Annotated in this window: 25 protein-coding genes and 1 pseudogene; 21 read left to right on the top strand and 5 right to left on the bottom strand. The window is 39.1% G+C overall.

The genetic code is table 11. The features are described from left to right. Nucleotides 1-236 precede the first annotated feature (236 nt). From J655_RS05105 to J655_RS05120, 4 genes are all read left to right on the top strand, one after another. Complete coding sequence (locus tag J655_RS05105; protein WP_014206923.1) at nucleotides 237-695, top strand: DUF6438 domain-containing protein; 459 nt, start codon at nucleotides 237-239, stop codon at nucleotides 693-695. 135 nt (nucleotides 696-830) lie between these two features. Then, nucleotides 831-1,244: a YeeE/YedE family protein gene (locus tag J655_RS05110; protein WP_032006308.1), complete on the top strand. Its 414-nt coding sequence runs from the start codon at nucleotides 831-833 to the stop codon at nucleotides 1,242-1,244. Between the two features lie 4 nt (nucleotides 1,245-1,248). Beyond that, nucleotides 1,249-1,662, top strand: coding sequence for a DUF6691 family protein (locus tag J655_RS05115; RefSeq protein WP_032006307.1), 414 nt, complete (start codon nucleotides 1,249-1,251; stop codon nucleotides 1,660-1,662). Nucleotides 1,663-1,666: 4 nt separating this feature from the next. Next, nucleotides 1,667-2,533: an MBL fold metallo-hydrolase gene (locus tag J655_RS05120; RefSeq protein ID WP_032042682.1), complete on the top strand. Its 867-nt coding sequence runs from the start codon at nucleotides 1,667-1,669 to the stop codon at nucleotides 2,531-2,533. Nucleotides 2,534-2,626: 93 nt separating this feature from the next. On the opposite strand, the gene pcaU is transcribed toward J655_RS05120, so the two are convergent. Then, on the bottom strand, nucleotides 2,627-3,439 hold the full coding sequence (pcaU, locus tag J655_RS05125) for an IclR family transcriptional regulator PcaU (protein ID WP_032038506.1): 813 nt from the start codon (nucleotides 3,437-3,439) through the stop codon (nucleotides 2,627-2,629). Between the two features lie 42 nt (nucleotides 3,440-3,481). After that, nucleotides 3,482-4,402 (bottom strand): LysR family transcriptional regulator, encoded by a 921-nt coding sequence (locus J655_RS05130; protein WP_032006304.1) that lies wholly within the window; start codon nucleotides 4,400-4,402, stop codon nucleotides 3,482-3,484. A gap of 89 nt (nucleotides 4,403-4,491) precedes the next feature. Here J655_RS05130 and J655_RS05135 point away from each other — a divergent pair. From J655_RS05135 to J655_RS05150, 4 genes and pseudogenes are all read left to right on the top strand, one after another. Beyond that, nucleotides 4,492-5,733: pseudogene (locus J655_RS05135) on the top strand (acyl-CoA dehydrogenase family protein). 17 nt (nucleotides 5,734-5,750) lie between these two features. Then, the gene (locus J655_RS05140; RefSeq protein ID WP_032052051.1) at nucleotides 5,751-6,872 is read left to right on the top strand and encodes a phosphotransferase family protein; all 1,122 of its coding nucleotides are present in this window, start codon (nucleotides 5,751-5,753) and stop codon (nucleotides 6,870-6,872) included. Beyond that, nucleotides 6,869-7,567: a histidine phosphatase family protein gene (locus J655_RS05145; RefSeq protein WP_032052052.1), complete on the top strand. Its 699-nt coding sequence runs from the start codon at nucleotides 6,869-6,871 to the stop codon at nucleotides 7,565-7,567. The genes J655_RS05140 and J655_RS05145 overlap by 4 nt, the downstream gene beginning before the upstream one ends. A 16-nt stretch (nucleotides 7,568-7,583) precedes the next feature. Then, nucleotides 7,584-8,327 (top strand): SDR family oxidoreductase, encoded by a 744-nt coding sequence (locus tag J655_RS05150; RefSeq protein ID WP_032052053.1) that lies wholly within the window; start codon nucleotides 7,584-7,586, stop codon nucleotides 8,325-8,327. A gap of 36 nt (nucleotides 8,328-8,363) precedes the next feature. On the opposite strand, the gene J655_RS05155 is transcribed toward J655_RS05150, so the two are convergent. The 3 genes from J655_RS05155 to J655_RS05165 form a co-directional block, all read right to left on the bottom strand. Then, nucleotides 8,364-9,620 carry an OprD family outer membrane porin gene (locus J655_RS05155; protein ID WP_032052054.1) on the bottom strand — a complete coding sequence of 419 codons (1,257 nt, stop codon included), beginning with the start codon at nucleotides 9,618-9,620 and terminating at the stop codon, nucleotides 8,364-8,366. A 109-nt stretch (nucleotides 9,621-9,729) separates the two neighbouring features. After that, nucleotides 9,730-11,079, bottom strand: a complete 1,350-nt coding sequence (locus J655_RS05160; RefSeq protein WP_017399597.1) for a spinster family MFS transporter — start codon at nucleotides 11,077-11,079, stop codon at nucleotides 9,730-9,732. Nucleotides 11,080-11,479: 400 nt separating this feature from the next. Beyond that, nucleotides 11,480-11,947 (bottom strand): MarR family winged helix-turn-helix transcriptional regulator, encoded by a 468-nt coding sequence (locus tag J655_RS05165; RefSeq protein WP_017399598.1) that lies wholly within the window; start codon nucleotides 11,945-11,947, stop codon nucleotides 11,480-11,482. Nucleotides 11,948-12,096: 149 nt separating this feature from the next. Between J655_RS05165 and J655_RS05170 the strand changes: the two genes are divergently transcribed. The 13 genes from J655_RS05170 to J655_RS05230 all read left to right on the top strand — a co-directional run bounded on the left by J655_RS05170 (nucleotide 12,097) and on the right by J655_RS05230 (nucleotide 26,528). Further along, nucleotides 12,097-13,203 (top strand): amidase, encoded by a 1,107-nt coding sequence (locus tag J655_RS05170; RefSeq protein ID WP_032052055.1) that lies wholly within the window; start codon nucleotides 12,097-12,099, stop codon nucleotides 13,201-13,203. A 39-nt stretch (nucleotides 13,204-13,242) separates the two neighbouring features. Further along, nucleotides 13,243-14,391 (top strand): acyl-CoA dehydrogenase family protein, encoded by a 1,149-nt coding sequence (locus tag J655_RS05175; RefSeq protein ID WP_081311969.1) that lies wholly within the window; start codon nucleotides 13,243-13,245, stop codon nucleotides 14,389-14,391. Nucleotides 14,392-14,416: 25 nt separating this feature from the next. Beyond that, the gene (locus J655_RS05180) at nucleotides 14,417-14,776 is read left to right on the top strand and encodes a hypothetical protein (protein ID WP_000387554.1); all 360 of its coding nucleotides are present in this window, start codon (nucleotides 14,417-14,419) and stop codon (nucleotides 14,774-14,776) included. Nucleotides 14,777-14,780: 4 nt separating this feature from the next. Then, complete coding sequence (locus J655_RS05185) at nucleotides 14,781-15,314, top strand: nuclear transport factor 2 family protein (protein WP_080973549.1); 534 nt, start codon at nucleotides 14,781-14,783, stop codon at nucleotides 15,312-15,314. Between the two features lie 29 nt (nucleotides 15,315-15,343). Beyond that, entirely contained in the window at nucleotides 15,344-16,621 is a 1,278-nt protein-coding gene (locus J655_RS05190; protein ID WP_005069110.1) for an aromatic ring-hydroxylating oxygenase subunit alpha, read from the top strand. A 10-nt stretch (nucleotides 16,622-16,631) separates the two neighbouring features. Further along, entirely contained in the window at nucleotides 16,632-17,117 is a 486-nt protein-coding gene (locus J655_RS05195; protein ID WP_002120925.1) for an aromatic-ring-hydroxylating dioxygenase subunit beta, read from the top strand. A gap of 10 nt (nucleotides 17,118-17,127) precedes the next feature. Further along, on the top strand, nucleotides 17,128-17,865 hold the full coding sequence (locus tag J655_RS05200; protein ID WP_032006294.1) for an SDR family NAD(P)-dependent oxidoreductase: 738 nt from the start codon (nucleotides 17,128-17,130) through the stop codon (nucleotides 17,863-17,865). A gap of 34 nt (nucleotides 17,866-17,899) precedes the next feature. Continuing rightward, complete coding sequence (locus J655_RS05205) at nucleotides 17,900-18,853, top strand: PDR/VanB family oxidoreductase (RefSeq protein WP_032006293.1); 954 nt, start codon at nucleotides 17,900-17,902, stop codon at nucleotides 18,851-18,853. Nucleotides 18,854-18,898: 45 nt separating this feature from the next. Then, the gene (locus tag J655_RS05210; protein WP_081311968.1) at nucleotides 18,899-19,855 is read left to right on the top strand and encodes a p-hydroxyphenylacetate 3-hydroxylase reductase component; all 957 of its coding nucleotides are present in this window, start codon (nucleotides 18,899-18,901) and stop codon (nucleotides 19,853-19,855) included. Nucleotides 19,856-20,053: 198 nt separating this feature from the next. Continuing rightward, nucleotides 20,054-20,968 (top strand): transcriptional regulator FeaR, encoded by a 915-nt coding sequence (gene feaR / locus J655_RS05215; protein ID WP_032006291.1) that lies wholly within the window; start codon nucleotides 20,054-20,056, stop codon nucleotides 20,966-20,968. A gap of 208 nt (nucleotides 20,969-21,176) precedes the next feature. After that, entirely contained in the window at nucleotides 21,177-23,492 is a 2,316-nt protein-coding gene (gene tynA, locus J655_RS05220) for a primary-amine oxidase (RefSeq protein WP_080973547.1), read from the top strand. A 144-nt stretch (nucleotides 23,493-23,636) separates the two neighbouring features. Further along, nucleotides 23,637-24,854 carry a hypothetical protein gene (locus J655_RS05225; RefSeq protein ID WP_080973550.1) on the top strand — a complete coding sequence of 406 codons (1,218 nt, stop codon included), beginning with the start codon at nucleotides 23,637-23,639 and terminating at the stop codon, nucleotides 24,852-24,854. A 66-nt stretch (nucleotides 24,855-24,920) separates the two neighbouring features. Then, nucleotides 24,921-26,528, top strand: a complete 1,608-nt coding sequence (locus J655_RS05230; protein WP_032006287.1) for a GMC family oxidoreductase — start codon at nucleotides 24,921-24,923, stop codon at nucleotides 26,526-26,528. The last annotated feature ends 44 nt before the right edge of the window (nucleotides 26,529-26,572 follow it).

A 26,572-nucleotide genomic window follows, 5' to 3' on the forward strand; every position in this document is an offset into this window, starting at 1 on the left:
CAGATTATTACTATCCAGTAATAATTTGTATTTCAGGAATTTAAGCTTTTATGGCTTAAGGCTCATCGAAAGATGGGCCTTTTTTTATGGGTGAAAGAAAATGTTTTTGTCTTACTCAATAGCCTAAGCAAAATTAAATAATGAATAAAATCACAAAAAATAGTCTTTAATGACAAGAAGTGTATGATTTGATAAATTAAAGCCACTTGATAATAATAGGTGATGTAATGAGATTTTTGGTTCTTGCAACTTTATCTGGTTTAGCTTTGATGGGTTGTGCTTCTGTTCAGCAAGCACCGAATACACAAGAGACAATTCGCTATGCTTCAAGCCCATGTTTTGGCGCATGTCCGATTTATTCTGTAGAAGTAACACCTACAGGTTTAATTCGCTTTGAAGGTAAACAATACACTAAGGCTATAGGCGTTAAAGAAATTCAAGGTAGCGTAAAAGATTATAAAAAACTTGCAGATGATCTAAAAACTTATCGCCCTGAAACAGGTACACAATCAAAAACTGCGGGTTGCCAGCAAACAGCGACCGATATGTCTAGCTATTACATTACTTGGATTCAACCTAATGGCACAGAAACTAAATTAAGCCATTACACAGGTTGTATCTCTCCAGCAAATAATAGATTGAATAAGGTTATGGAAAAGTTACCTGAACAATTAGGCATTAAAGATCTAATTTAATGACAAAAGCCCCAGAATCTTGGGGCTTTTTCTTGTTAAGAAGAATTATACACTTAAGAGTTTTATTTTAAGTATTTCTAAAAGAATCAGCGTATAATACAGATTATAAAAACATATATTGTTAAGAGTGGTTATATGTCAAATATTGTCTATGCCTTTTTTGGTGGTTTATTACTAGGCATCGCAACAGTTGGATATTTATATATAAATGGCCGTATAGCCGGAATCAGTGGTTTGCTTGCTCAAGTCATCAATCCTACTAAAGACACCTTTAAGAGTTCGGCATTCTGGTTTATTGCGGGACTCGTGATTACACCTTTCGTATATGGTTATTTTTATCAGCCTGAAATTGAAATTAAAACCAATACATTTCCACTTATTCTAGCAGGTGTACTTGTTGGTTTTGGAACACGACTAGGCTCTGGATGCACAAGCGGCCATGGCATTTGTGGTATGAGCAGGTTATCAAAACGCTCGATGATAGCGACAGCAGTTTTTATGTTTGCTGGCATGTTAACGGTTTATATCATTCGTCATGTGATGGGGTAATCCTATGAAAAACTTTTTTGCTTTTTTATTTGGTAGCTTATTTTCAGTAGGTTTAATGATCTCTGGCATGTCTAATCCAGAAAAGGTATTAGGTTTTTTAGATATTTTTGGGCAGTGGGATATTAGCTTAATGTTTGTAATGTTAGGTGCTATTGCTGTGGCATTTATTCCATTTCAAAAGGCTATAAAAACTCCTAAAACACTCTTTAATGAACAAATTCAATTACCAACGAATACACAGATTGACCAAAGGTTAATTGTGGGTGCTTTTATTTTCGGTATAGGCTGGGGAATAGCAGGTATATGTCCAGCGCCCGCTTTAACTCTGATTGGATTAGGGCATTTTGAAGCGCTTTATTTTATTGTCGCAATGTTATTAGGAATGTTTATTTACCGAATTTTAAATAAAGGAAATTAAGCCTATGCAACAACCTCTAGTAAAAGATTTTTTTGATGAAAACACCAATACTTTTAGCTATGTTGTTGCGGATGTAGCGACTCTTCAATGCACTATTATTGATAGCGTGCTTGATTACGATGCCGCATCGGCCACTACAAAAACATCCAATGCTGATCTGATCGTCGATTATGTCTTGGCGCAAAACTTCAAAGTACAATGGATTTTAGAAACCCATGTACATGCGGACCATATGACTGCGGCTCAATATTTAAAATCTAAATTGGGCGGTACAATTGCGATTAGTCAAAAAATCTCGGTAGTACAAGAAACTTTTGCAGCTATCTATAATTTTGATTTTAAGAAATTCAATGAAAATCAGCCGTTTGATTATTTGTTTGAAGATTATGAACATTTTAAAATAGGGGAGATAGAAGCCTATAACATTCCTACACCAGGGCATACGCCAGCTTGCTTAAGCTATGTGATTGCCGATGCTGTTTTTGTAGGTGATACTTTATTTATGCCTGATTATGGTTCGGCCAGATGTGACTTTCCTAAAGGAAGTGCTGCTGCACTTTATGATTCGGTACAAAAGCTTTATACACTTCCTGACGATATGCGTATGTTTCTATGCCATGACTATAAGCCCGAAGGCCGTGACGAATATATCTGTCAAACAGATATAAAAACTCAAAAACAAAGCAATATCCATTTAAATCGACGAGTTTCTAAAGAATCATTCATCAAAATGCGTCAAGAAAGAGATGCTACTTTGGCAATGCCAAAATTAATTTTGCCTTCAATTCAAATTAATATGAATGGTGGAAATTTTCCGGAACCTGAAGCGAATGGTATTCGCTATTTGAAAATCCCTTTCAATTACTTTTAGAAATAGCCTAAGCATTCATTTGGGAACGTTCAATCTATTCAAATAGCCTAAGCAAACAATAAAATTAACCCTATGAAATAGCCTAAGCAAGATTTAAAGAACTTGTCTTAAATCCCGCGAAGTCTCTTGCAATAAAGGCAGAATATGTTGAATTAAATATTCTTCAGTTGTTTTCATAGTTGGAGAAACAATATTTAAAGCTGCAACCACTTTAAAGTCTTGTCCATAAATTGGTACGGCGAGCGCATGAACTCCTAATTCGTGTTCTTCACGCGAATAACACCAATCTTGTTCTCGAATCTCTTGTAGTAACTCTAAAAATTTATCATTTTCGACATGCGTATATTTAGTTAAACGCTGAAGAGGATATTTTTGGAGCCAGTCCAATTGTTCTTGTTGGCTTAAATGTGCCAGTAAAATTTTACCCGCAGATGTCGCATGAGCAGGTAAGCGGTTACCCAAGTGTAAGCCGTATGGATTTACACGGTCAGTTTGTTGGTGGGCCGCACTACGGGCAATAGTAATGGCTTCATAACCATCAAGTACCATCACTGAATAAATGAGAGAAGTTTGGTTAGTTAACAGATTTAATAAAGGCTGAGATACTTTCGGAAGCTGGGCTGCACCTAAATAAGCTCCTGAAAATTTAAGAACTTTCGGAGTTAAATAGTAATAGTGACCATCTGACTCAAGATACCCTAAATATTCTAAAGTTAATAAATGGCGTCTTGCTGCCGCTCGGGTAAGCCCGGTTTTTTCGGCAGCCATAGAAATGTTTAAACGATGTTGATTACTACTAAAGCTATCTAAAATCGCCATGCCTTTACCAATACCAGCAATGTAATCTTCATGACGAATCGTTTTTTTGTTGTCCTGATTCTGGATTATCCGTTCATCTTTACTCATTACTGATCCTTGTACGATAGAAGCTTAGTAGATCAATTTGCTTTACTGAAAAAGTTTAATAATTTCATGTCGCAGAAATTGATGTCTTAAATTATCCCTTAAATCTTCGTGCCAAAACATACCCATTTTAATATTGGTTATCTCAAAAGGCAGAGAATGTAAGCAAATTTCATGACTATAAGACAAATGCTGTAAAATCATTCGAGGCATGGTGAGTATTGCGTCGGCTTGAGCTCCCAAAACTTGTAACGCCGTTGAATAGTTTTGACAGCGCATAAATACATTTCTTGAAATTTTTTGGTGTTGGTTTAAATAAATATCTTCAAGTAAAGCGCCCGTACGGCGTGACGAAACACCAATGTGCCGACCACTGATATAACTAGCTAAATCGACTTCTTTAAGTTGGCTGCAAATGACAAACTCATCTGTTACCAAATGATCAAAGGTAATTTTTGGAGATAAGTATTGTTCTAGGTCAATCACGAAATCGAGTTGTTGTGTCGCTAAGTCAGTCATAATATGTTTTCGATCGAGTTTCATACTCACAAACTGCAAATCTAAATTAAGATTTTGAAAATGTTGAGCTAGTCTTGGAAGAATAATCGGCTCAATTTCATCATGCACGGCGATTTTTAAGTTTTTTAAGCTTGTTGGATCGAACACATGTTTCTGCTGGCTAATATTTTGGATGGTTAAAAGTGCTTGTTTCACCGTTGGGTAAATCTGCTCAGCAAAAGGAGTGGCAGACATTTTATTGCCTACTCGTATAAATACATCATCTTCAAGTTGCTGACGTAAACGCTGCAAAGCATGACTTGCCGCTGACTGCGTAATATTAAGGCTACTTGCGGCATTCGAAATACTTTTTTGTTCATAAATCGCGATAAAAAGCGGATATAAATTGATATCAATCCGGTGGAAAAAACTTAGATCTAGGCCATGTAAGTTATGAATATTATTCATGAGGTGTTATTTAATAAAATCATTTCATTCATATTAAGTTTCAAGTTATGTTGATGTAAAGACCAGATAATGATGTGAAGGAAAAAAGAATGTTTGAACTTTCAAAGAAAGCTCAAGATTTTGCTGAGCGAACAAGAAAATTTATTTTAGAAGAAATAGAACCTGTCGAAGCAAAATTTTGGGAAGAGGTTCATGAGTTAAATCCAGATGGGAACTGGAAAAAATGGCAGTGGCCTGAACTGTAAAAAACTCAAAAAACAAAAGAAAAAAAAGCCGGTCTTTGGAATATGTTTTTACCCGATGAAAAGTTGGGTGCTGGGTTAACTGTTCAAGAATATGCGCATATTGCTGAATTGACTGGCCGCAGTTTATTGGCACCAACCGTTTTTAACTGTAATGCACCAGATACAGGAAATATGGAATTGTTATGGCGCTATGGTAATGAACAGCAAAAACAGCAATGGTTAGAGCCATTATTGGACGGAAAAATCCGTTCGGTTTTTTGCATGACGGAACCCGAGGTTGCTTCAAGTGATGCAACAAATATGCAAGCGACTGCCTTAATCGAAGGTAATGAAATTGTTTTAAATGGCAAAAAATGGTGGTCGTCTGGTTTAGGTGACCCAAATGCTAAAGTCATTATTTTTATGGCACATACTCCAGATGAAACAAAAGACCGTCATCATCAACACTCTATGGTTTTAGTACCGATTGATACCGCAGGTGTTGAAATTCAACGGATGTTACCTGTGTTTGGCGACTATGATGCACCGCATGGACACGGTGAGGTTCATTTTAATAATGTTCGAGTGCCTCTCGAAAACTTTATTGGCGGAGCGGGGCAAGGTTTTGAAATTGCCCAAGGCCGTTTAGGACCAGGGCGTATTCACCATTGCATGCGTTGCATTGGGGCTGCTGAAAAAGCACTAGAACTCATGATTGATAGAGGCATGTCTAGAACGGCGTTTGGTAAAGAAATTTTAAAACTCGGTGGAAACCTCGAACGCGTGGCTGATGCTCGAGTCGCCATAGATCAAGCCAGACTTTTAACCTTGTATGCTGCTTATAAAATGGATACTTTAGGAAATATGGCTGCTTTAACAGAAAAATCTGCAATTAAAGTGGTCGCTCCGAGTGTTTTAGAAAAAGTAGTCGATATGGCGATTCAGCTACATGGCGGTGCAGGTGTTTCAAGAGATACGCCATTAACGGGTTTCTTTGCCCAAGCACGCAGTTTACGTTTAGCTGATGGTCCAGATGAAGTACATAAAGGCATGATTGCCAAATTAGAGTTGGCCAAACGTGGTTATGGTCGTCATAAGAAAGTATAAGTTTAAAGGAAGTGAATATGTCGGTAATTGATGTAGGCGGTGAAGTACGTGAAGGTGAAGAACTTGATATTGGGGCAGTTAAAAACTGGTTAAAGAACCAAGGGGTTGAGCTGGTTGGCCCAGCAGTTGTTACTCAATATACGGGCGGGGCGTCAAACTGGACTTATCGTTTAAAGTATGAAAATACCGATTTAATTTTGCGTCGTCCTCCAAAAGGAACTAAAGCGAAGTCGGCCCACGATATGGCCCGTGAATATATAGTGCAGAAAAATCTTGCGCCTTATTATCCAGTGCTTCCTAAAATGGTTGCACTTTGTCAGGATGAATCGGTCATTGGCTGTGATTTTTATGTCATGGAACGCATTGAAGGTATTATTCCTCGTGCAAAATTACCACCTGAACTTGGTTTTAATGAAGAAGATGTCCATCAACTTTGTGTAAATGTTATTGATAAGTTGATTGAGTTACATCAAGTTCCTTATGAAAACACGCCTTTAGCTGAACTAGGCAAAGGTACAGGGTATTGCCGTAGACAAGTTGAAGGATGGGATAAGCGCTATGAAAAAGTCCGTACAATCAACGTGCCTTCTTTTAAATATGTTCGAAAATGGCTAAACGATAATATCCCTCAAGACTCTACGACTTGTATTATTCACAATGATTGGCGTTTTGATAATGTGATTTTAGATCCAGAGCATCCAACAGAAGTGATTGGCGTGCTCGATTGGGAAATGGCGACCTTGGGTGATCCATTAATGGATTTGGGCAGTGCTTTGGCCTATTGGGTTGAGCCAACGGATAACATGATTTTTAGATCAACACGCCGTCAGCCGACTCACTTAAAGGGAATGTTCTCTCGAAAAGAAGTCGTTGACTATTATTTGCAAAAAACAGGTCTGGAACCTCAAAACTGGGCTTTTTATGAAGTGTTTGGTGTATTCCGTTTAGCCGTGATTGCCCAGCAAATCTATTATCGTTATTACCATAAACAAACCCGAAACCCCGCTTTTAAAGATTTCTGGATTGTCATTCATGCGCTACATATTCGAGCTTTAAAACTTATCGCGCAGCAAAAACTGCAAGACTCAGAATTTGCTCAGCAATCTCTACAGAAAATACAGGGTATTTTAAGAAAATGACCACAATTTATCTGGTAAGACATGGGCAGGCATCATTTGGTAAAAGTAACTATGATGAGCTGTCTGAAAATGGTGAAGCTCAAGCAACTTTATTAGGCCAATATTTTAAGCAAATATTAAAAGAACAACCTTATGTGATTGCAGGAACTATGCAGCGTCATGAGCAGACTGCAAAGCTCGCACTCAATGAATGCTTTCCAGATGCGATGATTCATCATAATAATTTATGGAATGAATTTAACCACCAACAGGTTTTCGCTCGTTACGAACCGCGTTTTGAACAGCCTGAACTTTTAAAAGCTGATGTAGCACAAGAACAGAACCCTCGCGCATATCTTGCCAAAATATTCGAAGGTGCCATTGGACGATGGACAGATGGTGATTTTCATCATGAATATGATGAGTCTTGGCCACACTTTAAAGAAAGAGTCGAAACAGCATTGCAGCAACTTTGTGATGAGTTAGCAAAAACCAAACCTCGTTATGCAGTTGTTTTTACCTCTGGTGGTGTGATTTCGGTAGCAATTGGCAAGCTGCTTGAACTTAGCCCTAATCGAACTTTTGCGTTGAATTGGGCAATTGCTAATACAAGCCTCACCACTTTGCGTTTGGTTGGAAATGAGGCTCAGGTGTTAAGTTTAAATGAACATCATTTTATAAAAGCTGAACGTCCAGATTTACTGACATGGATTTAAAAATAAGGATAAAAGCATGGCAAAGACAATTTTAATTACAGGTGCAAGTTCTGGATTGGGCGCGGGTATGGCGCATGAATTTGCAGCCAAAGGTTATAACTTGGCGATTTGTGCACGCCGTTTAGACCGACTAGAGACTTTAAAAACTGAACTAGAAAATCACTACGGTATTAAAGTCATTGCAAAAAGTCTGGACGTAACTAATTACGATCAGGTTTTTGAAGTATTTCGCGCCTTTAAACAAGAATTTGGCTATTTAGATCGAATTATTGTAAATGCGGGAGTCGGCAATGGCCGCCGTGTTGGTAAAGGTAATTTTGAAATTAACAGAGCCACAGCTGAAACAAACTTTATCTCTGCCTTAGCACAGTGTGAGGCGGCGACTGAAATTTTTAGAGAGCAAAACGCTGGTCATTTGGTTGTGATGTCATCCATGAGTGCGATGCGTGGATTACCAAAACATTTATCGACTTATGCAGCAAGTAAAGCTGCAGTTGCTCACTTGGCCGAGGGTATTCGTGCTGAATTACTGGATACCCCAATTAAAGTCTCAACTATTTTCCCGGGTTATATCCGTACCGAAATGAATGAAGGTGCTAAACATTTACCTTTTGAAGTCGATGCCAAAACAGGATGTAAAGCTTTAGTAAAAGCGATCGAAAAGCAACCTGTAAAAGCTTATGTGCCACAGTGGCCGTGGTTACCAATGAGTATTGCTATGAAGGTTTTACCATTAAAGTTGGTCAATAAATTAGGATAAAAAATTACCCCCTAAGTTTTAGGGGGTAATTTTTATTTAGAATTTTTTGGTGTAATTGACGAATAAACGGTCTTCGCCAAAGTCATTGCCATGTTTAACGTTGTAATCAATACGAATGTATTGCAGAGCAACGCCTTTTAAGAAAGGCTGCTGAAATGCATAGTTTAAAATCACATTAGACTCGGTTTCATGGTTTTTCTTGCCATTGGCAGCTTTAAAGTCATGTCCGTAAACATATTTCACCATCGCATTTAGGCCCGGAACATAATCTTTAAAATCGTAGCCATACATGACATGGTAAGACTTTTCATCTTCTTTAAAGAAGCCAGTGGCATTCCAATTAATGAAATACGTTTCTGGTAAAAAACCGTCTGGTAAGGGATAAGCTGACTCACCTATAATTTGTTGGTAACCCAAACCAAAGGTATGGTTTTTTACTTTGAGTGTTTCTAGCACCCCGATGTTCTGCGCATCAATGTCAAAAGTGTTGCCATCATCTTTTGCATTGAAGTATTTAAACTTAGAGGTGAGGGCAAAAGTTGGCTGTTTCCACGTATGTTCAAGTCCTACATAGTGTTTGTTATACAGATCTTCTAAATTACCGAAGTAATATTCACCCTTTAAAGACGGCGTGAATTGATAGCGCAGGTCAATGTAGTTCAAACCATCAGATTCTTTAGTAATCCCATTTGATGTGAAAGAAAACTTTTTAAAGTCTTCTTCATTTCGTGGAGATACTTTTTCAACCCGACCAATTTCTGCGTAGAGTTGGTCTGAAAGTTGTGACTTTAGGTTGGTTCCCCAATACGAAGTGAGTAACTGACGACTAGCATCTACGGCAGTTACAGGTAAATCTAGCCAGAGTTCACCGACACTTAAAAGAGTTTTGTCATAACCCAGCTTTAAAGTCGCGCCGTATTTTAGATAGTCTGAAGCCTGAGATTGCGTTTCTTTATTAAAAGGCAAAACTGTATCCGCAACATGTTTGTCTGAACTCAAGCGCACGGCGTATTGGACAGAAGCATCAGCCCCAATCGTGATTGGCTTGTCTGCAATGACTAACGGGGGGTCATGCATTTTCGATTTATAAAATAATGACGCTGCCTGAGACCAACTACCAGTATCTTTTAAGGCATCATTATCAAAATCACGGTTGATATAGGCATTTTTTAAAGTGAATTTCCATTCATCTTCAGTTTGCTGATTTGGATGTGCAGCCCATGAGTTGCTGCACATCAGTAATAAAGTGGCAACGGCTAAAGTGTGTGGTTGAAAGCGGTGAAATAATTCCATAATCCATTTCCCAAATGTATGCCTGTCCTCGGCACTAAATAATTTCTAATATTTCGGTACTCTCTAAGCGTTTAGTTAGAGAGTACATTTTTGCAATTGGTGAGACCTATTAATTTAATTTTTCAAGCTTCATGCTTTCACTAAAGAATTTGCAGCCTTTAAAAAGTAGAATTAAAGCCAGTACACAAGACAAACCACCCACAATAGATAAAGAAGAACCCACCATTAATGGGCTACCAAAAACTTTATCTGTAATAATGGCTACCAGTGTTGTGCCAATACCGAGTCCAATTAAGTTACTCACCAAAAGGAAGAGGGCAGAAAGGCGTGCTCTAAACTGGTTTGGGGCTAACATTTGCAAAGCAGTTGCTGAAATCACTAGAGGGAAAGATGCAAAGAACATTGCAGGAATCAGTAAGCTAACTGAAAGCCAAAGCTGATCTGTTTGGGTAAAAAATGCAATTGGAATAATCAGGCCAACAATACCAATTACACCCGTGAACATCGGCGCATCTTGACGGCCTTTTTTGATAAACCAGTCATTTAGCCAGCCTGCACAAAATACGCCTAATGTATTTGCGACTAACAGAATCGTACCGAGCATATAGCCTGTTTCAGTCGGCGCGAGTTGAAACTTACGAATATAAAATGCAGGTGTCCAGCTAGTTAGGCTATAGAGTGCCATTGCATAAAAGGTAAAACCTAAATAATGACAAGCAAATGTTTTCGAATGTTTTTTAATAAACTGAAGACATTGTGTGAATTTAACTTGGTCAACTTGTCCATTTTGGTTGAGCTGTTGGCCTTTACGTGCAGGATCTTTAACGGTCAAAATAAACAGCAAACCAATAATGATGCCGGGTAAACCCACCACTAAAAAGGCAATTTGCCATGCTTTAAGGGCCCCTAATAATGGAACTTCAATGAGTGTCACGCCTTTAAGCAGATTAATGACATAACCGCCAACTAAGAAGGCAATACCTCCACCTAAAAAAGCACCAATTGAATAGATCCCGACAGCACGCCCCAGTTTGTCCTTACTAAACATGTCGCTAAACATTGAATAAGCCGCTGGAGATAAAGCCGCTTCACCGACACCTACCGCCATACGGCTTAAGAACAGTTGAATAAAGTTTTTACTTAAACCGCAAGTTGCTGTTGCCAGACTCCAAACAATAATCCCGATTGAAATTAATTTTGGTCGTGAAAAACGATCGGCAATATAGGCTAACGGTAAACCCATAACCGCATAAAACAGTGAGAAGGCGAGGCCATGTAATAAGCTAAATTGTGTATCTGAAAGTTGGAGATCTGCTTTGATGGGTTCAATCATCAGCGCCAGAATTTGGCGGTCAATAAATGAAAATATATATGCCAACATACAAAGTATGACCACATACCATGCATATGCATTGCTTTTCTTCTGTGTCCTTTCAACAGCGATATTACTTTGGTTCATACACTTAATCCTTATGTATAAAACGCTTAAAGAAATTGATATCTAACTTTTATTATTCCTCTAAAATTTTCGATATTTCCCCCGTTTAGATAAGAATAATAAATAGGCTAGAAATGAGTAATTTGGTCTCGTACAGACCGGAAGAGTGCGTCTAAACCCAATTACGAGTTAATGGGATTTTTAAGATCATGGAATTATTATTTTCTTTTTATATGTAAAATTCCATTACTTATTGAGTATGTTAGAATACCTAAAAAGTATGTTAAGTAATTATATACAGATAAATTTATAATATAAAGATTTGATTTTATTAATTTTTATTGTTTTAACAAAAGAGCAGCTAAAGAAAAAGAAATTTTTAACTGCTCTAAGAGAGCTAATTTATCATAATGAGAAATATTTAACTGGATGGCATCAGGTCAAATAATTTTTTTAACTGGTTATTTAAATTATGTAGCTCGTCTTCTGAAAAAGCGTTAAGGATGCCTGCCAAGGTAACCACACTAATCTGATTAATCTGTTCAACCAGATCAACACCTTTGGGAGTTAATTTCACCATCGAGATGCGTTCATCGGAAGTAGAAGAGTAGACCTCGACAATTCCATCTTCTACCAAGCGATATACCGCTTTGGTTGCCGTCGTTAACTTTAAAGTAGAAAGATTGGCGATGTCGGTGATACTGGCTTCCCCAAGGGCATTAGTGCTTAAAATAATTTTACGGCGCGTATTATCAATACCTAGCTTTTTTATTGATTTTTCAATCAGTTGTGAATACTTTCCATTCACTTGGGAAACCCAAAAAAAAGGGAAATTTTGAATACTCGACGGTTCTTTATTAGGAAGAAATTGTTCTAAATGATCAAGCATAGCTAAGCAATAACTTAGTGAAAAAAGGGTAATCCTATTATAAACAAAATTTTGCATATTTCCTTGAGAACAAATTATAAAAAATACTTGACAATTCCATTAAATTTTCCCATATTTTGATTAATGGATAAAAATACATGGAAAAGTGAATGAATATTGTTAGCCAAAGCGTGCACAAAGGAAGTGGCAAGCTCAAGGTCATGGTTAAGGACACAATTGATATTCAAGGTCTAAAAACCATTGCTGGCAGTCGAGCTTTATTAAATGTTGAACCTGCTCAAGATGATGCTGAGGTGGTTAAAAACATTTTAAAAGCTGACTGTGAAATTATTGCGAAAACAAACTTGCACGAATTGGCTTTTGGTATTACAGGCATTAATCACGCTTTTGGTACACCCATCAATCCTAAATATCCTGAACTTATTCCAGGCGGCTCTTCGAGTGGTTCGGCTGCGGCAGTTGCTGCTAAACAAGCTGACTTTACTTTAGGTACAGACACGGGCGGCTCTATCCGTATGCCCGCTGCGTGCTGCGGAGTTTTTGGATTAAAGCCATCTTTCGGTCGCGTGAGCAGAAAAGGCGTATATCCGCCATCGAGTTCTTTAGATTGCGTTGGCCCTTTTGCAAATTCAGTCGAGATGATTGAAAAGGCCATGCAAATTATTGATCCAACTTTCAAACCTACTGAATTTACTCGTAAACCAAAAATTGCTGTTCTCGATGTAAGCGCAGATGAGGTTGTTTGGAACTGTATCCATCAAGCACTTCAAAAAGCTAATTTACAGACCACTTCAGAAAAAGTTGAACATTTTGAAGATGCTTATGATGCAGGAATGCAGATTATTAATTATGAAAATTGGCAAGCTTTTGGTGAGTTAACTCAAACCGGCTTAATTGGTTCTGATGTAAATGGTCGTTTATTAAAAGCGGCACACACCACTTTAGAGCAAGTAAAACAAGCGGAAGCTGTAAAAGAGCAGCTCACCCAAGAACTCGATGCTTTATTAGAAAAATATGATGCATTGGTTTTACCGACACTTCCACAAATTCCACCGAAAGTTTCTGAAGCTGAAAACACAGTCGCTTTTTTGAATCTTACAGCTTTAGTTCGACCATTTAATTTATCAGGTCATCCAGCCATTTCAGTGCCACTTGAAACCAGTGAAGGTTTACCTGTGGGCCTACAGATCGTATCAAAGCATCAAAAAGATGAGCAATTATGCGCTATAGCTAAATTTTGTGTTGATGCAATGTAATAAATTACAAGGAGTTAGATGATGAATAAGTTGTCTAAAATGGAGTTTGTTTTTCAAGACAAAGCAGTTGACTTAGACGCTTTGTGTCAAGAAATTCGTGAGCGTGCCTGTACAGGTGAATTTGATAATCAGGCATATGTGAGCCAAGACATTATCGAAAAACTTAAACAGATTGGCGTTTACCGTGCATTGGTGCCTAAACGTTTTGGTGGCGAAGAATGGTCACCACGGCAGTTTTGCGAATTGATCGAAACTTTATCTAAAGCTGACGGTTCTGTGGGCTGGGTGGCAAGTTTCGGCATGAGCCCTGCTTATTTAGGAAGTTTGCCTGAAGAAACACTGAAAGAGTTGTACCAAAACGGCCCGGATGTGGTGTTTGCCGGAGGTATTTTTCCACCGCAACCAGCTGAAATTACCGATGAAGGTGTCGTAGTTCGTGGACGTTGGAAATTCTCAAGCGGCTGCATGGGAGCTGACATTGTTGGCGTGGGAATTTCACCGCTTAAAAACAATGAAATGCAAGGCTTACCACGCATGGCAGTGATGCCTGCCAAAAAAGCAAAAATCGAAATGACTTGGGACACCGTTGGCCTAAAAGGTACAGGAAGTCATGACTTAGTCGTTGAAGATGTATTGGTCGAAAAGAAATGGACCTTTGTACGTGGTGAACCTTCGAAACTCAGCGAGCCATTCTTTAAATATCCGTCACTGTCTTTAGCCACCCAAGTATTAACCGTGGTGGGTATTGGGGTTGCAGCTGCTGCATTAGAAGAATTTGAAAAATTGGCACCAGGTAAAGCATCGATTACAGGCGGGTCAGAAATTGCAAACCGCCCAGTGACTCAATATGAGTTCGCTCAAGCTGATGCTGAGTTTCAGGCTGCAAAGTCTTGGTTTTATCAAACCATGGATATTGTTTGGAATGAAATTATTGCTGGTCGTGAAGCAACTCCTGAACAAATTAGCGATATGCGTCTGGCATGTACCCATGCAGCGCGAGTTTGCGCCAAAGTCACCCGAAAAATGCAAATGCTCGCGGGTATGACAGCAATTTATACCAACAATCCATTTAGCCGTTTTGTGAATGACACCAACGTGGTGACTCAGCATGCCTTTATGGGTGATGCAACTTTACAAAATGCAGGCTCAATCAGTTTCGGGTTAAAACCAACCCCAGGTTATTTATAAGTTTAATTTTTAAAAGGATATTGAGATGGAAGCTAAAAAATCATTACGCGTTTTGTTCTGCATGGGTATTAATCAAAACTTTTTTGATGCAGAACCTGCTGAAGCAAAAGCAGTTTGGGCAGCGTTTGGTGAAATGTGGAATGGCATTCATGACTTACCGGGCGTACATGTTTTTGGAAATCTTGATGATGACCAAAGCATGGTTGGCCCAAGTGCTGGCTGGCCTTGGACAACGTACTTGCTTGCAGATGTTCCAGATATTGAAACAGTACATGCAGCTTGTAACTTGTTTAGAACGACGGTGGTGGGTGAAGGTCCATACAAACTTTGGAAATATTGCAAAGTTGAAGCTCGTGTTGGGCGCGAATTGATTATCCAACGTTAAGGCGATGGCGATGAATGACAAAGTGAATCTTGCAGAAATCATAGAGCGACTAGAACAGTTGGAAGCGCATAACGCCATTCGTAATTGTCTGAACCGTTATATGGAAATCTGCGACGAGCTCAATGCAAATACAGACCTTGACGAGCTGATGAATCTTTTTGATCAAGACTGTATTTGGGAAGGTGTTGGCGAGAAATATGCCAAATCTTTTGGCCGTTATGATTCTTGGCAGTCGATTTACGACATGTTTAAAAGCTATACCCAAAAAGAATCTCACTTTGTTATGAATGCACACTTTGTCAATTCAGAACAAATTTATGTAAACCAAGGCTATGCAAATGCTTCTTGGTTGATGTTGCAAACTTCAACTTTTCAAGATGGCCGTAGTCATCTGAATGCGGCAAAGCTCAAGGTGAAGTTTCATAAGCAAGCAGATGGAACATGGAAAATTAAACATTTCCAAACACAGAATATTTTCAGTCGTCCCGTATCGCATTGGCACAGTGAAGCTGAATTGCCGGTACCTTCCCAGGAATGACCCAGGACATATTTAAAAGGACTATTGATATGAACAGTATTATCCCAACGCATAACATTGGCATTGATTACGATGCTTTGGTTCAAAGTGACCGTGCTCATACTTCTCTTTATAAAGATGAACGTATTTTTGATGAAGAAATGGAGAAAATCTTTTATAGCACTTGGGTGTGGGTCGCACATGCCAGCGAAATTCCAGAAGGCGGAAGCTATAAAACGATTAACATCGGTAAACAGCCAGTGGTTGTGGTACGTGACCGTAAAAAGAAAGTCCATGTACTTTTAAACCGTTGCCGTCACCGTGCAGCAACCGTATGCGAACATAAAAAAGGAAAAACCAATAGTTTTGTATGCCCGTACCACGGTTGGAGTTATGCACTTGATGGTAGTTTACGTGGTGTGCCATCTCCGGAAAGCTACGGTGATTGCTTAGATAAATCAGAATTACCACTGGTGAGTCTACGTGTAGAAGAATATAACGGAATGATCTTCGCTTCATTTAAAGAAGACATTCAACCGCTTGAAGAGTTCCTTGGGCCTGCGAAAAAATGGATTGACCTGTTTATGAAACAAGGTGCGGGTTATCCAATTAAAGTGTTGGGCGAACACCGTTTCCGCTTCCCGGGTAACTGGAAAATCCAGCTTGAAAATACCACCGATGCATATCACTTTCCATTAGTGCACAAGTCATTCTTAAGTTCTGTTGATGAAAAAACAGAAGAACTCTTTAACTTCGAAAATCAGCCGGGCTTTGTTGAAGACTTAGGTAATGGTCACAGTGTTATGGTGATGATTCCTGAACTGGTTGATTTAGACGAAGAGCTCATGGAACGTCCAATTCAAGAGCGCTTTGAAGACTTGGCTCAAGCTTTGCGCGACGAAGGCCATGAGGAATTAGAAGTACGCCGTATTGTTCGAGCAGTTGGTGGTTCTGGCTTTAACTTAAATTTATTCCCGAATATTGCATGTTCGATGGCGTTCTTCCGAGTGTTACAGCCAATTTCAGTTGCTGAAACAGAAATTCATCACTCGGTAATTACGATGGATGGCGGTCCACAAATTGCCAACCAATATCGCTTACGTTTGCATGAACATTTCCAAGGTCCATTTGGTTTCGGTACACCAGATGACTCAGAAGCTTGGGAACGCGTACAACATGGTGCCAATGCCGGTAATGATTTATGGATCATGCTCAACCGCGGTTTACCGGGTGAAGTCAAAACTGAAGATGGCTTAAAAAGTGATGTCAGTGCTGAAACAGGTATGCGTGCAGCATACCAGCAGTGGAAAAAGATGATGACGGCTTAAGGAGAGAGCAATGAATATGAATCTGCAATTATTAAATGAAGTCACTGCTTTCATCTGGGCTGAGGCAGATATGTTAGATCACAGTGAATACCGTGAATGGCTCAATTTATGGAATGAAAAAGGTGTCTATATCATTCCAATTGACCCAAACCTAACGGACTACGAAAACAACTTAAATTATGCCTATGACGATAATCATATGCGTACTTTACGTGTACAGCGTCTTGAAAATGGTGAAGCAATTTCTACAGCGCCTAAAGCAAATACTGTGCGTAGCATTTCTCGTGTACGAGTGATTCAAGATCAGGATGATGAAATCGTTTTACGCTGTGCTCAAAACTTACGTGAATTCCGTAAAGAAAACCTCAAGCATTACACAGCTGATATTACCTACCATCTAACTCGTGATGCAGCTACAGGTTTTAAGATTAACCGTAAAATCATCAACTTGGTTAACTCAACCGATACCTTAGCTGGTATTAGTTACATTCTTTAGGAGCGGTAACATGAAACAAGTTGTTTTAGTGACAGGTGCTGCTTCTGGACTCGGTAATGTCATTGCTGAATATTTTGCGAGCCAAGGCCATCAAGTGATTTTGTCGGCAAGTACGCTTGAAAAAGCCGAAAATGCCAAGGCACAAAGTCAATATGCCCAACATATGTTTCCCTTGAAATTAGATATTTCTGTCGAGGCAGATTTTCATGCTGCCGTTAAATGGATTGAAGAGAAGTTTTCTAAACTTGATGTGTTAATTAACAATGCCACCGTCACCAAAGCAACGCCAGTATTAGAAATTACCGCAACCGATTTTGATTGGGTGACCCAAGTCAACCAACGCGGCACCTTTCAGGCTTGCCAAATTATTGGCCAATATATGGCTAAAAAAGGCTATGGACGCATCATTAATATGGCGTCGTTAGCAGGACAAAACGGTGGTACTGCAACAGGTGCACACTATGCGGCAACCAAAGGCGCGATTGTGACGTTAACCAAAATTTTTGCCAAAGAGTTTGCGGCAAAAGGGGTAACGGTCAATGCAGTTGCACCGGGACCTATGGAATCACCGATCGTTCATAGTGTGGTGCCAGACGAAAAAATGGAACAGTTCATCCAGAATATTCCGGTTAAAGCCTTAGGAAGTATGCATTTTATTGCTGAAACTTGTGGGTTGCTTGCGAGTCCAAATGCGGGGTTTGTGACTGGTGCAACATGGGATATTAACGGTGGTTTATTCATGCGCTAAGCCACAAGCTTAGGCATGAAAAGGGAGTTAAATTATGACTACACTTTATGATGTTGTCGTTAAAAATCGCCATGTAGAAGGTGGAAATATTGCAGTCATGGAATTTGAATCTGCAACTTCTGCTGCATTACCAAAAGTTGAAGCGGGTGCGCATATTGATGTGCACTTACCAAATGGTATGGTTCGCCAGTATTCACTTTGCCAAAATCCAAATGACGAAGGTAAGTTTCGCCTTGGAATTTTACGTGACCCTGAATCACGTGGTGGCTCAATATCCGCTTTTGATGAAATTAAAGATGGCATGCAAATTCAGGTCAGTGAGCCAAAAAATTTATTTCCACTTTTAAAAGCCAAACACAGTGTCTTGATTGGCGGTGGAATCGGGATTACGCCATTAATCACGATGGCGTATCAACTTGCACATGAAGGCGAATCATTTGAGCTTCACTACTGCGGGGCTAGCCCAGAAAACTGTGCTTTTGTTGATGAAATTAAAAATGGTGAGTTAGCAAAACACACAACTTTTCATTTTAAATCGGAAGGTGCAAGCCACCGAGCATTTTTTGAATCTGCCATTAAAGATATTGATCTTGAGAGCCATATTTACACCTGTGGTCCAGTCGGTTTTATGGATTGGGTGATTAACCTTGCTACGACTCACAATTTTCCTGAGCAGCAAATCCACAAAGAATATTTCCAAGTCGAAACTGACACCTCGGGAGATTCATTTGAAGTGGTGGCTGAACGTAGCGGAAAAATTATTATGGTTGAAGCTGGCGAAACCATTTTGCAGGCTTTGGCGAAAGAAGGCATCGAGATCGAAATGTCATGCGAGCAAGGTGTATGCGGAACTTGCATGTGCGATGTAATTGAAGGCGAACCTGATCATCGAGATGTTTATTTTACTGATGAAGAAAAAGCCAGCAATGAACAAATATTGGTGTGCTGTTCGCGCTCTAAAACACCGAGACTAGTTTTAGATATCTAATGCTCTCGCGATTTATATGGATGTAAGAGAAGGTTTAGGAGAAAGATGATGAATGTATTACAACAAATAGATGAGTTTACGGTCGATCCATTACAGTTCCGACGAGCATTAGGAAATTTTGCAACAGGCGTTACCATTGTTACCGCACAAAATGCACAAGGTGAGAAAGTCGGTGTAACCGCAAATAGTTTTAACTCGGTGTCACTTGATCCACCGCTTATTTTGTGGAGCATTGATAAAAAATCGTCAAGTTTTTCAGTATTTGAAGAAGCAACACATTTTGCAGTCAATATTTTATCAGGCACGCAAATTAAGCTGTCTAATAAGTTTTCGAGACGCAATATTGATAAATTCGCAGACACAAACTTTCAACTTGGTGCAGGAAGCGCTCCCATTTTAGAAAATTGTTCTGCAGTGTTTGAGTGCGAACGTTATCAAGTGATTGAAGGTGGTGACCACTGGATTATTGTTGGCAAAGTGGTTCGTTTCCATGACCAAGGCCGAAGCCCGTTGGTCTACCATCAAGGCGCATATTCTTGTGTCATGCCGCATCCGAGCCTTCAAGTTAAACAAACTGAAGAGAACGGTGTAGATCAAACACATTATGGGCACTTATATAATAATGTCTGCTATTTGATGAGTCGTGCTTTTAAAGCTTATCAAACCGACTATATCCCTAAGCAAATGGCTTCGGGTTTCCGTACCAGTGAATCACGTCTTTTGCTCGTTTTAGCCAGTGGTACTGCTTCAAGTAAGGAAGATTTACCGCGTGATATTGCTATGCCAATGCAAGAAGTTGAAAGGTCGGCTGAAATCTTAAAATTTGAAGGGTTATTGGTTGACCACGATAATTTGTATGCATTGACCGAAAAGGGTAAACAAACAGCGCAGTATTTATTTGATATTGCCGACAGCCACCAAAATGAGGTGTTTAAAAAGTATTCTGAGGAACAAAAGGATATTTTTATTACCATGCTGCGAGACTTTGCAGGAGTAGCATAAGTCCCATTAAGCTGATAAATTAAATTGATTTATCAGCTTCTTTACATCTAGCTGACTATCATCAAAACAATTCCAAGGATAAGGAATTTTTGGCACACAATTTGTTTATCAATAAAACAAGATTGCAAATAAGCCAAGACAGTGCACCACCACAAACGCAAAATCTTGAGCGGTGGCACGTGTATAGAGAGGTAAGGGATGAACCAATATGTAAGTGATGCATTACTCACATGGACGCACCATATTAAAAGTGTGTGCGGCAATTTTGAAACCGATTTTGACGGAACCCGTAATTTATTCATTGGTGAAGTTCAGTGCTTTTTATTGGGCGATACTGAAATTGCTTTTATTAAAAACAATGCCAATAAAATTGTCCGAAAAGCCGATGAAATTGATCGAGTGAATAACCGTTTTTGTTTTTTGATTTTGCAGTATTCGGGAAAAATGCTGCTCGAGTATAAAAATGAAACGCTAAGCCTGAATGAAGGCGATATTGTGTTGGTCGATCCGGTCGAAACCATTTCAATGTATCCGCAAGGCTTGGTAAGCCAGATTTCTGTCCATCTGTCGCGTGAAAAATTACTGAAAGAAAATATTAGTACTGAATATTTTGGAAAACTGATTACTCAAAATATGAGTGGTTTTTTACTCAAGAATATTTTGAAAAACATGTCTGCTGAAAACATCAAACTTTGGTACGCAACCGAAGACGGTAATGCTTTTGAAGATGCGTTAATTGCCCTAATTAAACCCACAATCAATTATAAAAATATAAATAGCTCCAATAATCTAATGGAAAAAGCCGAGCGCTATATTATAGAAAACTTAGCAAAACCAGATTTAACACCTAAATTAATTGCAGAGCACATTGGGGTATCTCTACGTCATCTTTATCGTCTATTTCTTCAAGAAAAATTATCGATTAACAAATATATACAGCTCAAACGCCTAGAAAAAGTCAAAGCAGATTTGCTTGATAAAAGAAATAAACAAAGCTCAATTACCCAAATTGCCTTGAAGTGGGGTTTCTGGGACGGTGCTCATTTTTCAAAAATCTTTAAAAAGACCTATGGTATCTCTCCTAAAGAGTTTAGAGAGGGTATGACAGTTTAATTTTTCATCTTTGAATGTCATTTTTAGACAAATACGACGTCATTCTTGAACAAGCTAGCCCTATGTAACTGTGTTGAAATTAAATTCATTAAAGCAGGTTAGATAAGCTTAATAACCATAAAACTATTAAGTTGGTCTAATGAATTTCACTCACAGGAAAGTGCATTTTAACTGTCTGATTCAGATAGTTCAGGGATATATGAAAAGGATGAAACCAATGCGTAAACAACGATTATTGAATGACATACAAAAAATACTGGCACTTAACTTATCAATCGCTGCAAGCTTTTGGGGACTCAATACTCAAGCGTTTGCTCATGGTGGAAAGGCCGACATGGTCTCACTTTATCAAAACATGAGTGAGCAAGGCGCTAAAGTTGTTAAAGACGATTTTACGAATACTTATATGATTACCAAAGGCTCTATGGTGGTTCGAGCTAAACCTAATTCAGATCAGGTTTTGGTGAATGGCAAACCTTTCAAGCTCAGTGTCCCGTTATTAATTAAAGATGGTAAACCTGTTATTGGAAAAGATTTTTTTAATGAAGTATTCCAGTCTGGTTTAGATCAAACTTTTAAAATTGAAAATACGTTTCACCCGCTCAATAGCCTAAACTCTGACGAAATTAAAAAGACCTTTGATGTGATTAACCGCTCGAAATACGCCTATAAAAATATGCGTTTTGCCGAGTTAAAGCTTAAAGAGCCTGAAAAAGCCAAAGTCTGGGATTACTTTATTAATCACAAAGAATTTAAAGAAGATCGTATTGCCTCATTTATTTTATTAAAGGGGAGTCAAGCGATTGAAGGTGAAGTTAACCTTAACACTCAACAAGTCACAAAATGGAATGTACTGAAAGACACTCATGGAATGGTGTTGCTCGATAATTTTGAAGCCGTACAGCGTGTAATTGAGACGAGTAAAGAATATCAAGATGCATTGCGGAAACGTGGCATTACCGATGTGAAGAAAGTGATTGCTACACCACTAACTGTTGGATATTTTGGCGGTAAAGATGGTCTGGACAAACAACTCAATATATTAAAAGTTGTTGCTTACCTTGATGTCGGTGATGGTAACTACTGGGCGCATCCTATTGAAAATTTAGTTGCTGTAGTCGATTTAGATAAAGAAAAAATTATCAAGATTGAAGAAGGTGCGATCATTCCTGTGCCAATGGCAAATCGACCTTATATGTCGAATAAGCCCGTAGCAAGTAAGCTAAAACCACTCAATATTACTGAACCTGAGGGCAAAAACTTTAGCATTACAGGTCAAACCATACATTGGGGCAACTGGTGTTTGCATGTGGCGTTAGATTCTCGTGTTGGCTTACAGCTTTCAACCGTGACTTACAAAGATAAGGGCGTAAAGCGTAAAGTCATGTATGAAGGTAACTTGGGTGGAATGGTGGTTCCATATGGTGATCCTGATATCGGTTGGTACTTCAAATCTTATTTAGACTCTGGCGAATATGGTATGGGAACACTTACCTCATCTATTATTCCGGGAACAGATGCACCCGACAACGCTGTTTTACTTGATGCCGTGATTGCTGACTATAAAGGCCAGCCACAAGTGATTCCAAATGCCATTGCCGTGTTTGAACGTTATGCTGGGCCTGAATATAAACATCACGAAATTTTTGGTAATCAAGATGCCAGTGAAGCCCGCCGTGAACTTGTTGTGCGCTGGATTAGTACGGTTGGAAACTACGATTACATGTTTGACTGGGTATTTGCCCAAAATGGTGTAATTGGGATTAATGCGGGTGCAACGGGTATTGAAGCTGTTAAAGGCGTTAAATCACGCACCATGCATGACAGTACCGCAAAAGAAGACACCAAATATGGAACTTTAATTGACCATAATATTGTGGGTACAACGCATCAGCACATCTATAACTTCCGCTTAGATATGGATGTAGATGGGGAAAACAACAGCTTTATGCATATGGACCCTGTGGTGAAAGCCAATGACAAAGGTGGTGTTCGTACAAGCTCAATGCAAATTGATAGTAAAGTCATTACGAATGAGCAAAATGCAGCTGAAAAATTTGATCCATCCACTATTCGCTTACTCACGAATTTCAATAAGGAAAATAAATTAGGTAATCCGGTTTCTTACCAATTAATTCCGTTTGCAGGTGGAACACACCCTGTGGCAAAAGGAGCCAATTTCTCTAAAGATGAATGGTTATTTAAACGTTTGAACTTTATGGATAAGCAAATTTGGGTGACTCAGTACAATCCAGACGAACGCTACCCTGAAGGGAAATATTCAAATCGTTCGACTCATGACACAGGATTAGGGCAGTTCATTGGTAACAACGAAAATATTGAAAATAAAGACCTCGTGGTGTGGATGACAACAGGTACAACCCATGTGGCACGTGCTGAAGAGTGGCCAATCATGCCAACAGAATGGGTAAATACACTCATCAAACCTTGGAACTTCTTTGACAACACGCCGACTTTAAATTTGGGTGAACAAGAGCAAAACACACAGCACGACCATCAATAAAAATGTGAATAAGCCAGAATGGGTAACGAATAGGTTACCCATACCTGAGCACGGTTAGACCATTCGCAAAAAAGGAATTTCTCAATGAAAAATTTATTTTCTCAGGTTGTGAGAGGGACTCTCTTTGTCTCATTTTTTTCAACTGTGCATGCTGGTGAGCTTGAAATTAAACCGACTTTTGAAGCAACTTTGGGGGCTTTTAGTAGCGGTAAAAGCTATAACGGTGAAAACCTAGATGATGAAAGAATCAATTGGCAAGAAGGCCATCTTAAATATGGTGCAAAAGGACAATACACCTTCAAAAACAATCAGCTCTATGCAAGCTTGAGCGGTATTAGCTCGGCAACATTTGGTGATGGTGATGCTGGCCAAAATAGTAATGGTAAAGAACGCAAAACGGATGTGAATGAATGGATCATTGGTTTTAAAGACGGCACCAATAAAGATGAGTTAACGACCTATGATTTAAGTATCGGTCGACAAAATATCATGATTGGTGATGGGTTCTTCATTGCGGGTGATGCATTAAATCTCGGTAAAGCGCCCGCGGACGGCACACTAGATCGGGGCGGAGCATATTATCTGGCAGCTCGTCGAAGCTTTGATTTTACAAGTTTGCTTCAATATAAACCGCAAGAGAATACAACCCTAAAGTTGGCTTATTTAAAATCGGACAATAAAGCACAATTTTCCCCAGAACTCTTTGTGACTGATCTGATGTATCAGCTTAAAGATAAGGGCGTTGGGTTCACTTACTTAAATGTATTAGACCTAGAAGATACTGAGCAGATTTCAGGGCGAGAAGATCTTAAAAATTATGCTTTACGTTTGAATTATCAACCTTTACCAGAGTTGCAAGTTAAAACTGAGTTTGTAGTTCAAGATAAAAAAGATGGCCACGAAAATGCTGGCTACTTAGCGCTGAACTATAACTTTTTATCTTCAAAATATACGCCTTCATTAGGCTACCGTTTTAGCCATTTTTCAGACCAATACGACACGATGTTTTATGGAAATACAGTCGGCTTTGGTACATGGTTTCAGGGCGAAGTTGCAGGAAACTATGCAGGCCCATTCAACAAAAATGCCGATATTCATCAAGTTTCTTATAGTCTGAATCTAAAAGAAAATTTTATGTTGGGTGCTTTGGCCTATAAGTTCAAAACAGTAAATAAGTCTTTAACCAATGTGGATGGACATGAGTTAGATGTCTTTTCAGTCTGGTCGGTTAATAAAAAATTCAATGTTATTCCTTTAGCAGGACTCTATAAACCAAAACACGATATCCATAATGGTGGTACTCAAAACTACGATGACAAGACCAATGTATATGCGCAGTTGATTCTGCAATACATCTATTAAATTAGAGCGAAGGAGATCGTGTTTATTGGCGGTACATTCATAGAAATAAAATTAGGATGAAATCAGATGAATCAACAATATGACTATATCGTGATTGGTGCTGGCTCAGCAGGTTGTGTGGTCGCAGCACGACTATTAGAAGCCAAGGCAGGGCGCGTTCTTGTTTTAGAGGCTGGAAGCCGAGATAGCAGTATATTTCATACTATACCTGCAACAGTAGTTAAAGTATTCCAGCAAAAATCATGGCAATACATGACCGTTCCACAGAAATATTGTAATCATCGTGAAATGATCCTTGCACAAGGAAAAGTGTTGGGAGGTGGAAGCTCGGTTAATGGCATGATCTATTGCCGAGGCCAACGACAGGATTATGATTTATGGTCCTCGGAATGGGGATGCAATCAGTGGTCTTATCAACATGTGCTGCCTTTTTTTAAGAAAGCAGAAAAAAATGAAAGTCTTGCTGATGAATATCACGGACAAGATGGCATTTTACCTGTCAGTGAAAACCGTTATCGCCATCCTTTAACACTTGCTTGTATTAAAGCAGGTCAACAAATGGGGATGAATTATGTCAATGATATTAATGGTTGGGATCAGGCTGGGGTAGGGTTTTATCAAACTACTACTCAAAACGGTTCTCGGGCGAGTACCTCAAAAACTTATTTAAAGTCAGTCGAAAACCACCCAGTTCTTACGGTCATTACGGATGCCTTAGTACATAAAATTGAAACTCAAGGTGATCAGGTTACTGGGGTTACTTACAGTGTTGACGGAAAATCACCGATTACGGTACAGGCTCAAAAAGAAGTTATTCTGAGCGCTGGTGCAATTGGCAGTCCTAAGGTTTTATTACTTTCGGGAATTGGCCCAAAACAGCATTTAGATGAACTCGGAATAGAATGCATTCGTGACTTACCTGTAGGTAACAATTTTCACGACCATTTGCATATGTCGGTTAATGCGACAGTAACAACCAATAACAGCCTGCTCGGTGAAGACCACGGTTTAGCCGCAGTACGACACTTTTTACAATGGTGTTTTACACGTTCAGGATTGCTAACCACCAATATTCTAGAAGGTGGTGGTTTTATTGACACAAACAACAATGGTCGACCTGATGTCCAATTTCATTTTTTACCTGTGCTGGATAATTTCGATAATACCCCCGGTGAAAAAGCAGTTGCTCAGGCACATGGCCTTACCATTAAAGTCGGACATGTACAGCCAAAAGCACGTGGGACTTTGCGTTTAAGCAGTAAAGATCCAAAAGATTTGCCTGTCATTGACCCTAATTATCTAGGTCATCAAGAAGATATTGACGCAAATATCCGTGCCGTACAGGCCGGACTTCGCTTATTACAACAACCAGCATTGAAAGCGATTGTCAAAGAAGTGATTGAGCCTGCAAATGTCGATCCTGATGATATTGATGCGATTGATAAATGGATGCGCCAGAACATTAAAACGGTTTATCACCCCGCAGGTAGCTGCAAAATGGGCAATGCTCCGCAAGATTCGGTCACCGATCAGACCCTTAAAGTACATGGTTTTAAAAACTTACGTGTGGTGGATTGTTCTATTTGCCCACAAGTTCCAAGCGGTAATACCAACGCAATTGCCATCATGATTGGTGAACGCGGTGCAGACTTTATTTTGAATCAGGTCGCGTAGTTGCTGTCATAACAATATTTTAGAAATGAAAAGAGGAAAAGAAA

The sequence above is a fragment of the Acinetobacter sp. 1294243 genome (assembly GCF_000588015.1).
Taxonomy (GTDB): Bacteria; Pseudomonadota; Gammaproteobacteria; order Pseudomonadales; family Moraxellaceae; genus Acinetobacter; species Acinetobacter pittii.

What these genes read in the sequence shown, in the direction of transcription:
- J655_RS05110 (WP_032006308.1), top strand. Translation starts at nt 831, where the DNA reads ATGTCAAATATTGTCTATGCCTTTTTTGGTGGTTTATTACTAGGCATC.
- J655_RS05115 (WP_032006307.1), top strand. Translation starts at nt 1,249, where the DNA reads ATGAAAAACTTTTTTGCTTTTTTATTTGGTAGCTTATTTTCAGTAGGT.
- J655_RS05120 (WP_032042682.1), top strand. Translation starts at nt 1,667, where the DNA reads ATGCAACAACCTCTAGTAAAAGATTTTTTTGATGAAAACACCAATACT.
- pcaU (WP_032038506.1), bottom strand. Translation starts at nt 3,439, where the DNA reads ATGAGTAAAGATGAACGGATAATCCAGAATCAGGACAACAAAAAAACG.
- J655_RS05130 (WP_032006304.1), bottom strand. Translation starts at nt 4,402, where the DNA reads ATGAATAATATTCATAACTTACATGGCCTAGATCTAAGTTTTTTCCAC.
- J655_RS05140 (WP_032052051.1), top strand. Translation starts at nt 5,751, where the DNA reads ATGTCGGTAATTGATGTAGGCGGTGAAGTACGTGAAGGTGAAGAACTT.
- J655_RS05145 (WP_032052052.1), top strand. Translation starts at nt 6,869, where the DNA reads ATGACCACAATTTATCTGGTAAGACATGGGCAGGCATCATTTGGTAAA.
- J655_RS05150 (WP_032052053.1), top strand. Translation starts at nt 7,584, where the DNA reads ATGGCAAAGACAATTTTAATTACAGGTGCAAGTTCTGGATTGGGCGCG.
- J655_RS05155 (WP_032052054.1), bottom strand. Translation starts at nt 9,620, where the DNA reads ATGGAATTATTTCACCGCTTTCAACCACACACTTTAGCCGTTGCCACT.
- J655_RS05160 (WP_017399597.1), bottom strand. Translation starts at nt 11,079, where the DNA reads ATGAACCAAAGTAATATCGCTGTTGAAAGGACACAGAAGAAAAGCAAT.
- J655_RS05165 (WP_017399598.1), bottom strand. Translation starts at nt 11,947, where the DNA reads ATGCTTGATCATTTAGAACAATTTCTTCCTAATAAAGAACCGTCGAGT.
- J655_RS05170 (WP_032052055.1), top strand. Translation starts at nt 12,097, where the DNA reads ATGAATATTGTTAGCCAAAGCGTGCACAAAGGAAGTGGCAAGCTCAAG.
- J655_RS05175 (WP_081311969.1), top strand. Translation starts at nt 13,243, where the DNA reads ATGGAGTTTGTTTTTCAAGACAAAGCAGTTGACTTAGACGCTTTGTGT.
- J655_RS05180 (WP_000387554.1), top strand. Translation starts at nt 14,417, where the DNA reads ATGGAAGCTAAAAAATCATTACGCGTTTTGTTCTGCATGGGTATTAAT.
- J655_RS05185 (WP_080973549.1), top strand. Translation starts at nt 14,781, where the DNA reads ATGGCGATGAATGACAAAGTGAATCTTGCAGAAATCATAGAGCGACTA.
- J655_RS05190 (WP_005069110.1), top strand. Translation starts at nt 15,344, where the DNA reads ATGAACAGTATTATCCCAACGCATAACATTGGCATTGATTACGATGCT.
- J655_RS05195 (WP_002120925.1), top strand. Translation starts at nt 16,632, where the DNA reads ATGAATATGAATCTGCAATTATTAAATGAAGTCACTGCTTTCATCTGG.
- J655_RS05200 (WP_032006294.1), top strand. Translation starts at nt 17,128, where the DNA reads ATGAAACAAGTTGTTTTAGTGACAGGTGCTGCTTCTGGACTCGGTAAT.
- J655_RS05205 (WP_032006293.1), top strand. Translation starts at nt 17,900, where the DNA reads ATGACTACACTTTATGATGTTGTCGTTAAAAATCGCCATGTAGAAGGT.
- J655_RS05210 (WP_081311968.1), top strand. Translation starts at nt 18,899, where the DNA reads ATGATGAATGTATTACAACAAATAGATGAGTTTACGGTCGATCCATTA.
- feaR (WP_032006291.1), top strand. Translation starts at nt 20,054, where the DNA reads ATGAACCAATATGTAAGTGATGCATTACTCACATGGACGCACCATATT.
- tynA (WP_080973547.1), top strand. Translation starts at nt 21,177, where the DNA reads ATGAAACCAATGCGTAAACAACGATTATTGAATGACATACAAAAAATA.
- J655_RS05230 (WP_032006287.1), top strand. Translation starts at nt 24,921, where the DNA reads ATGAATCAACAATATGACTATATCGTGATTGGTGCTGGCTCAGCAGGT.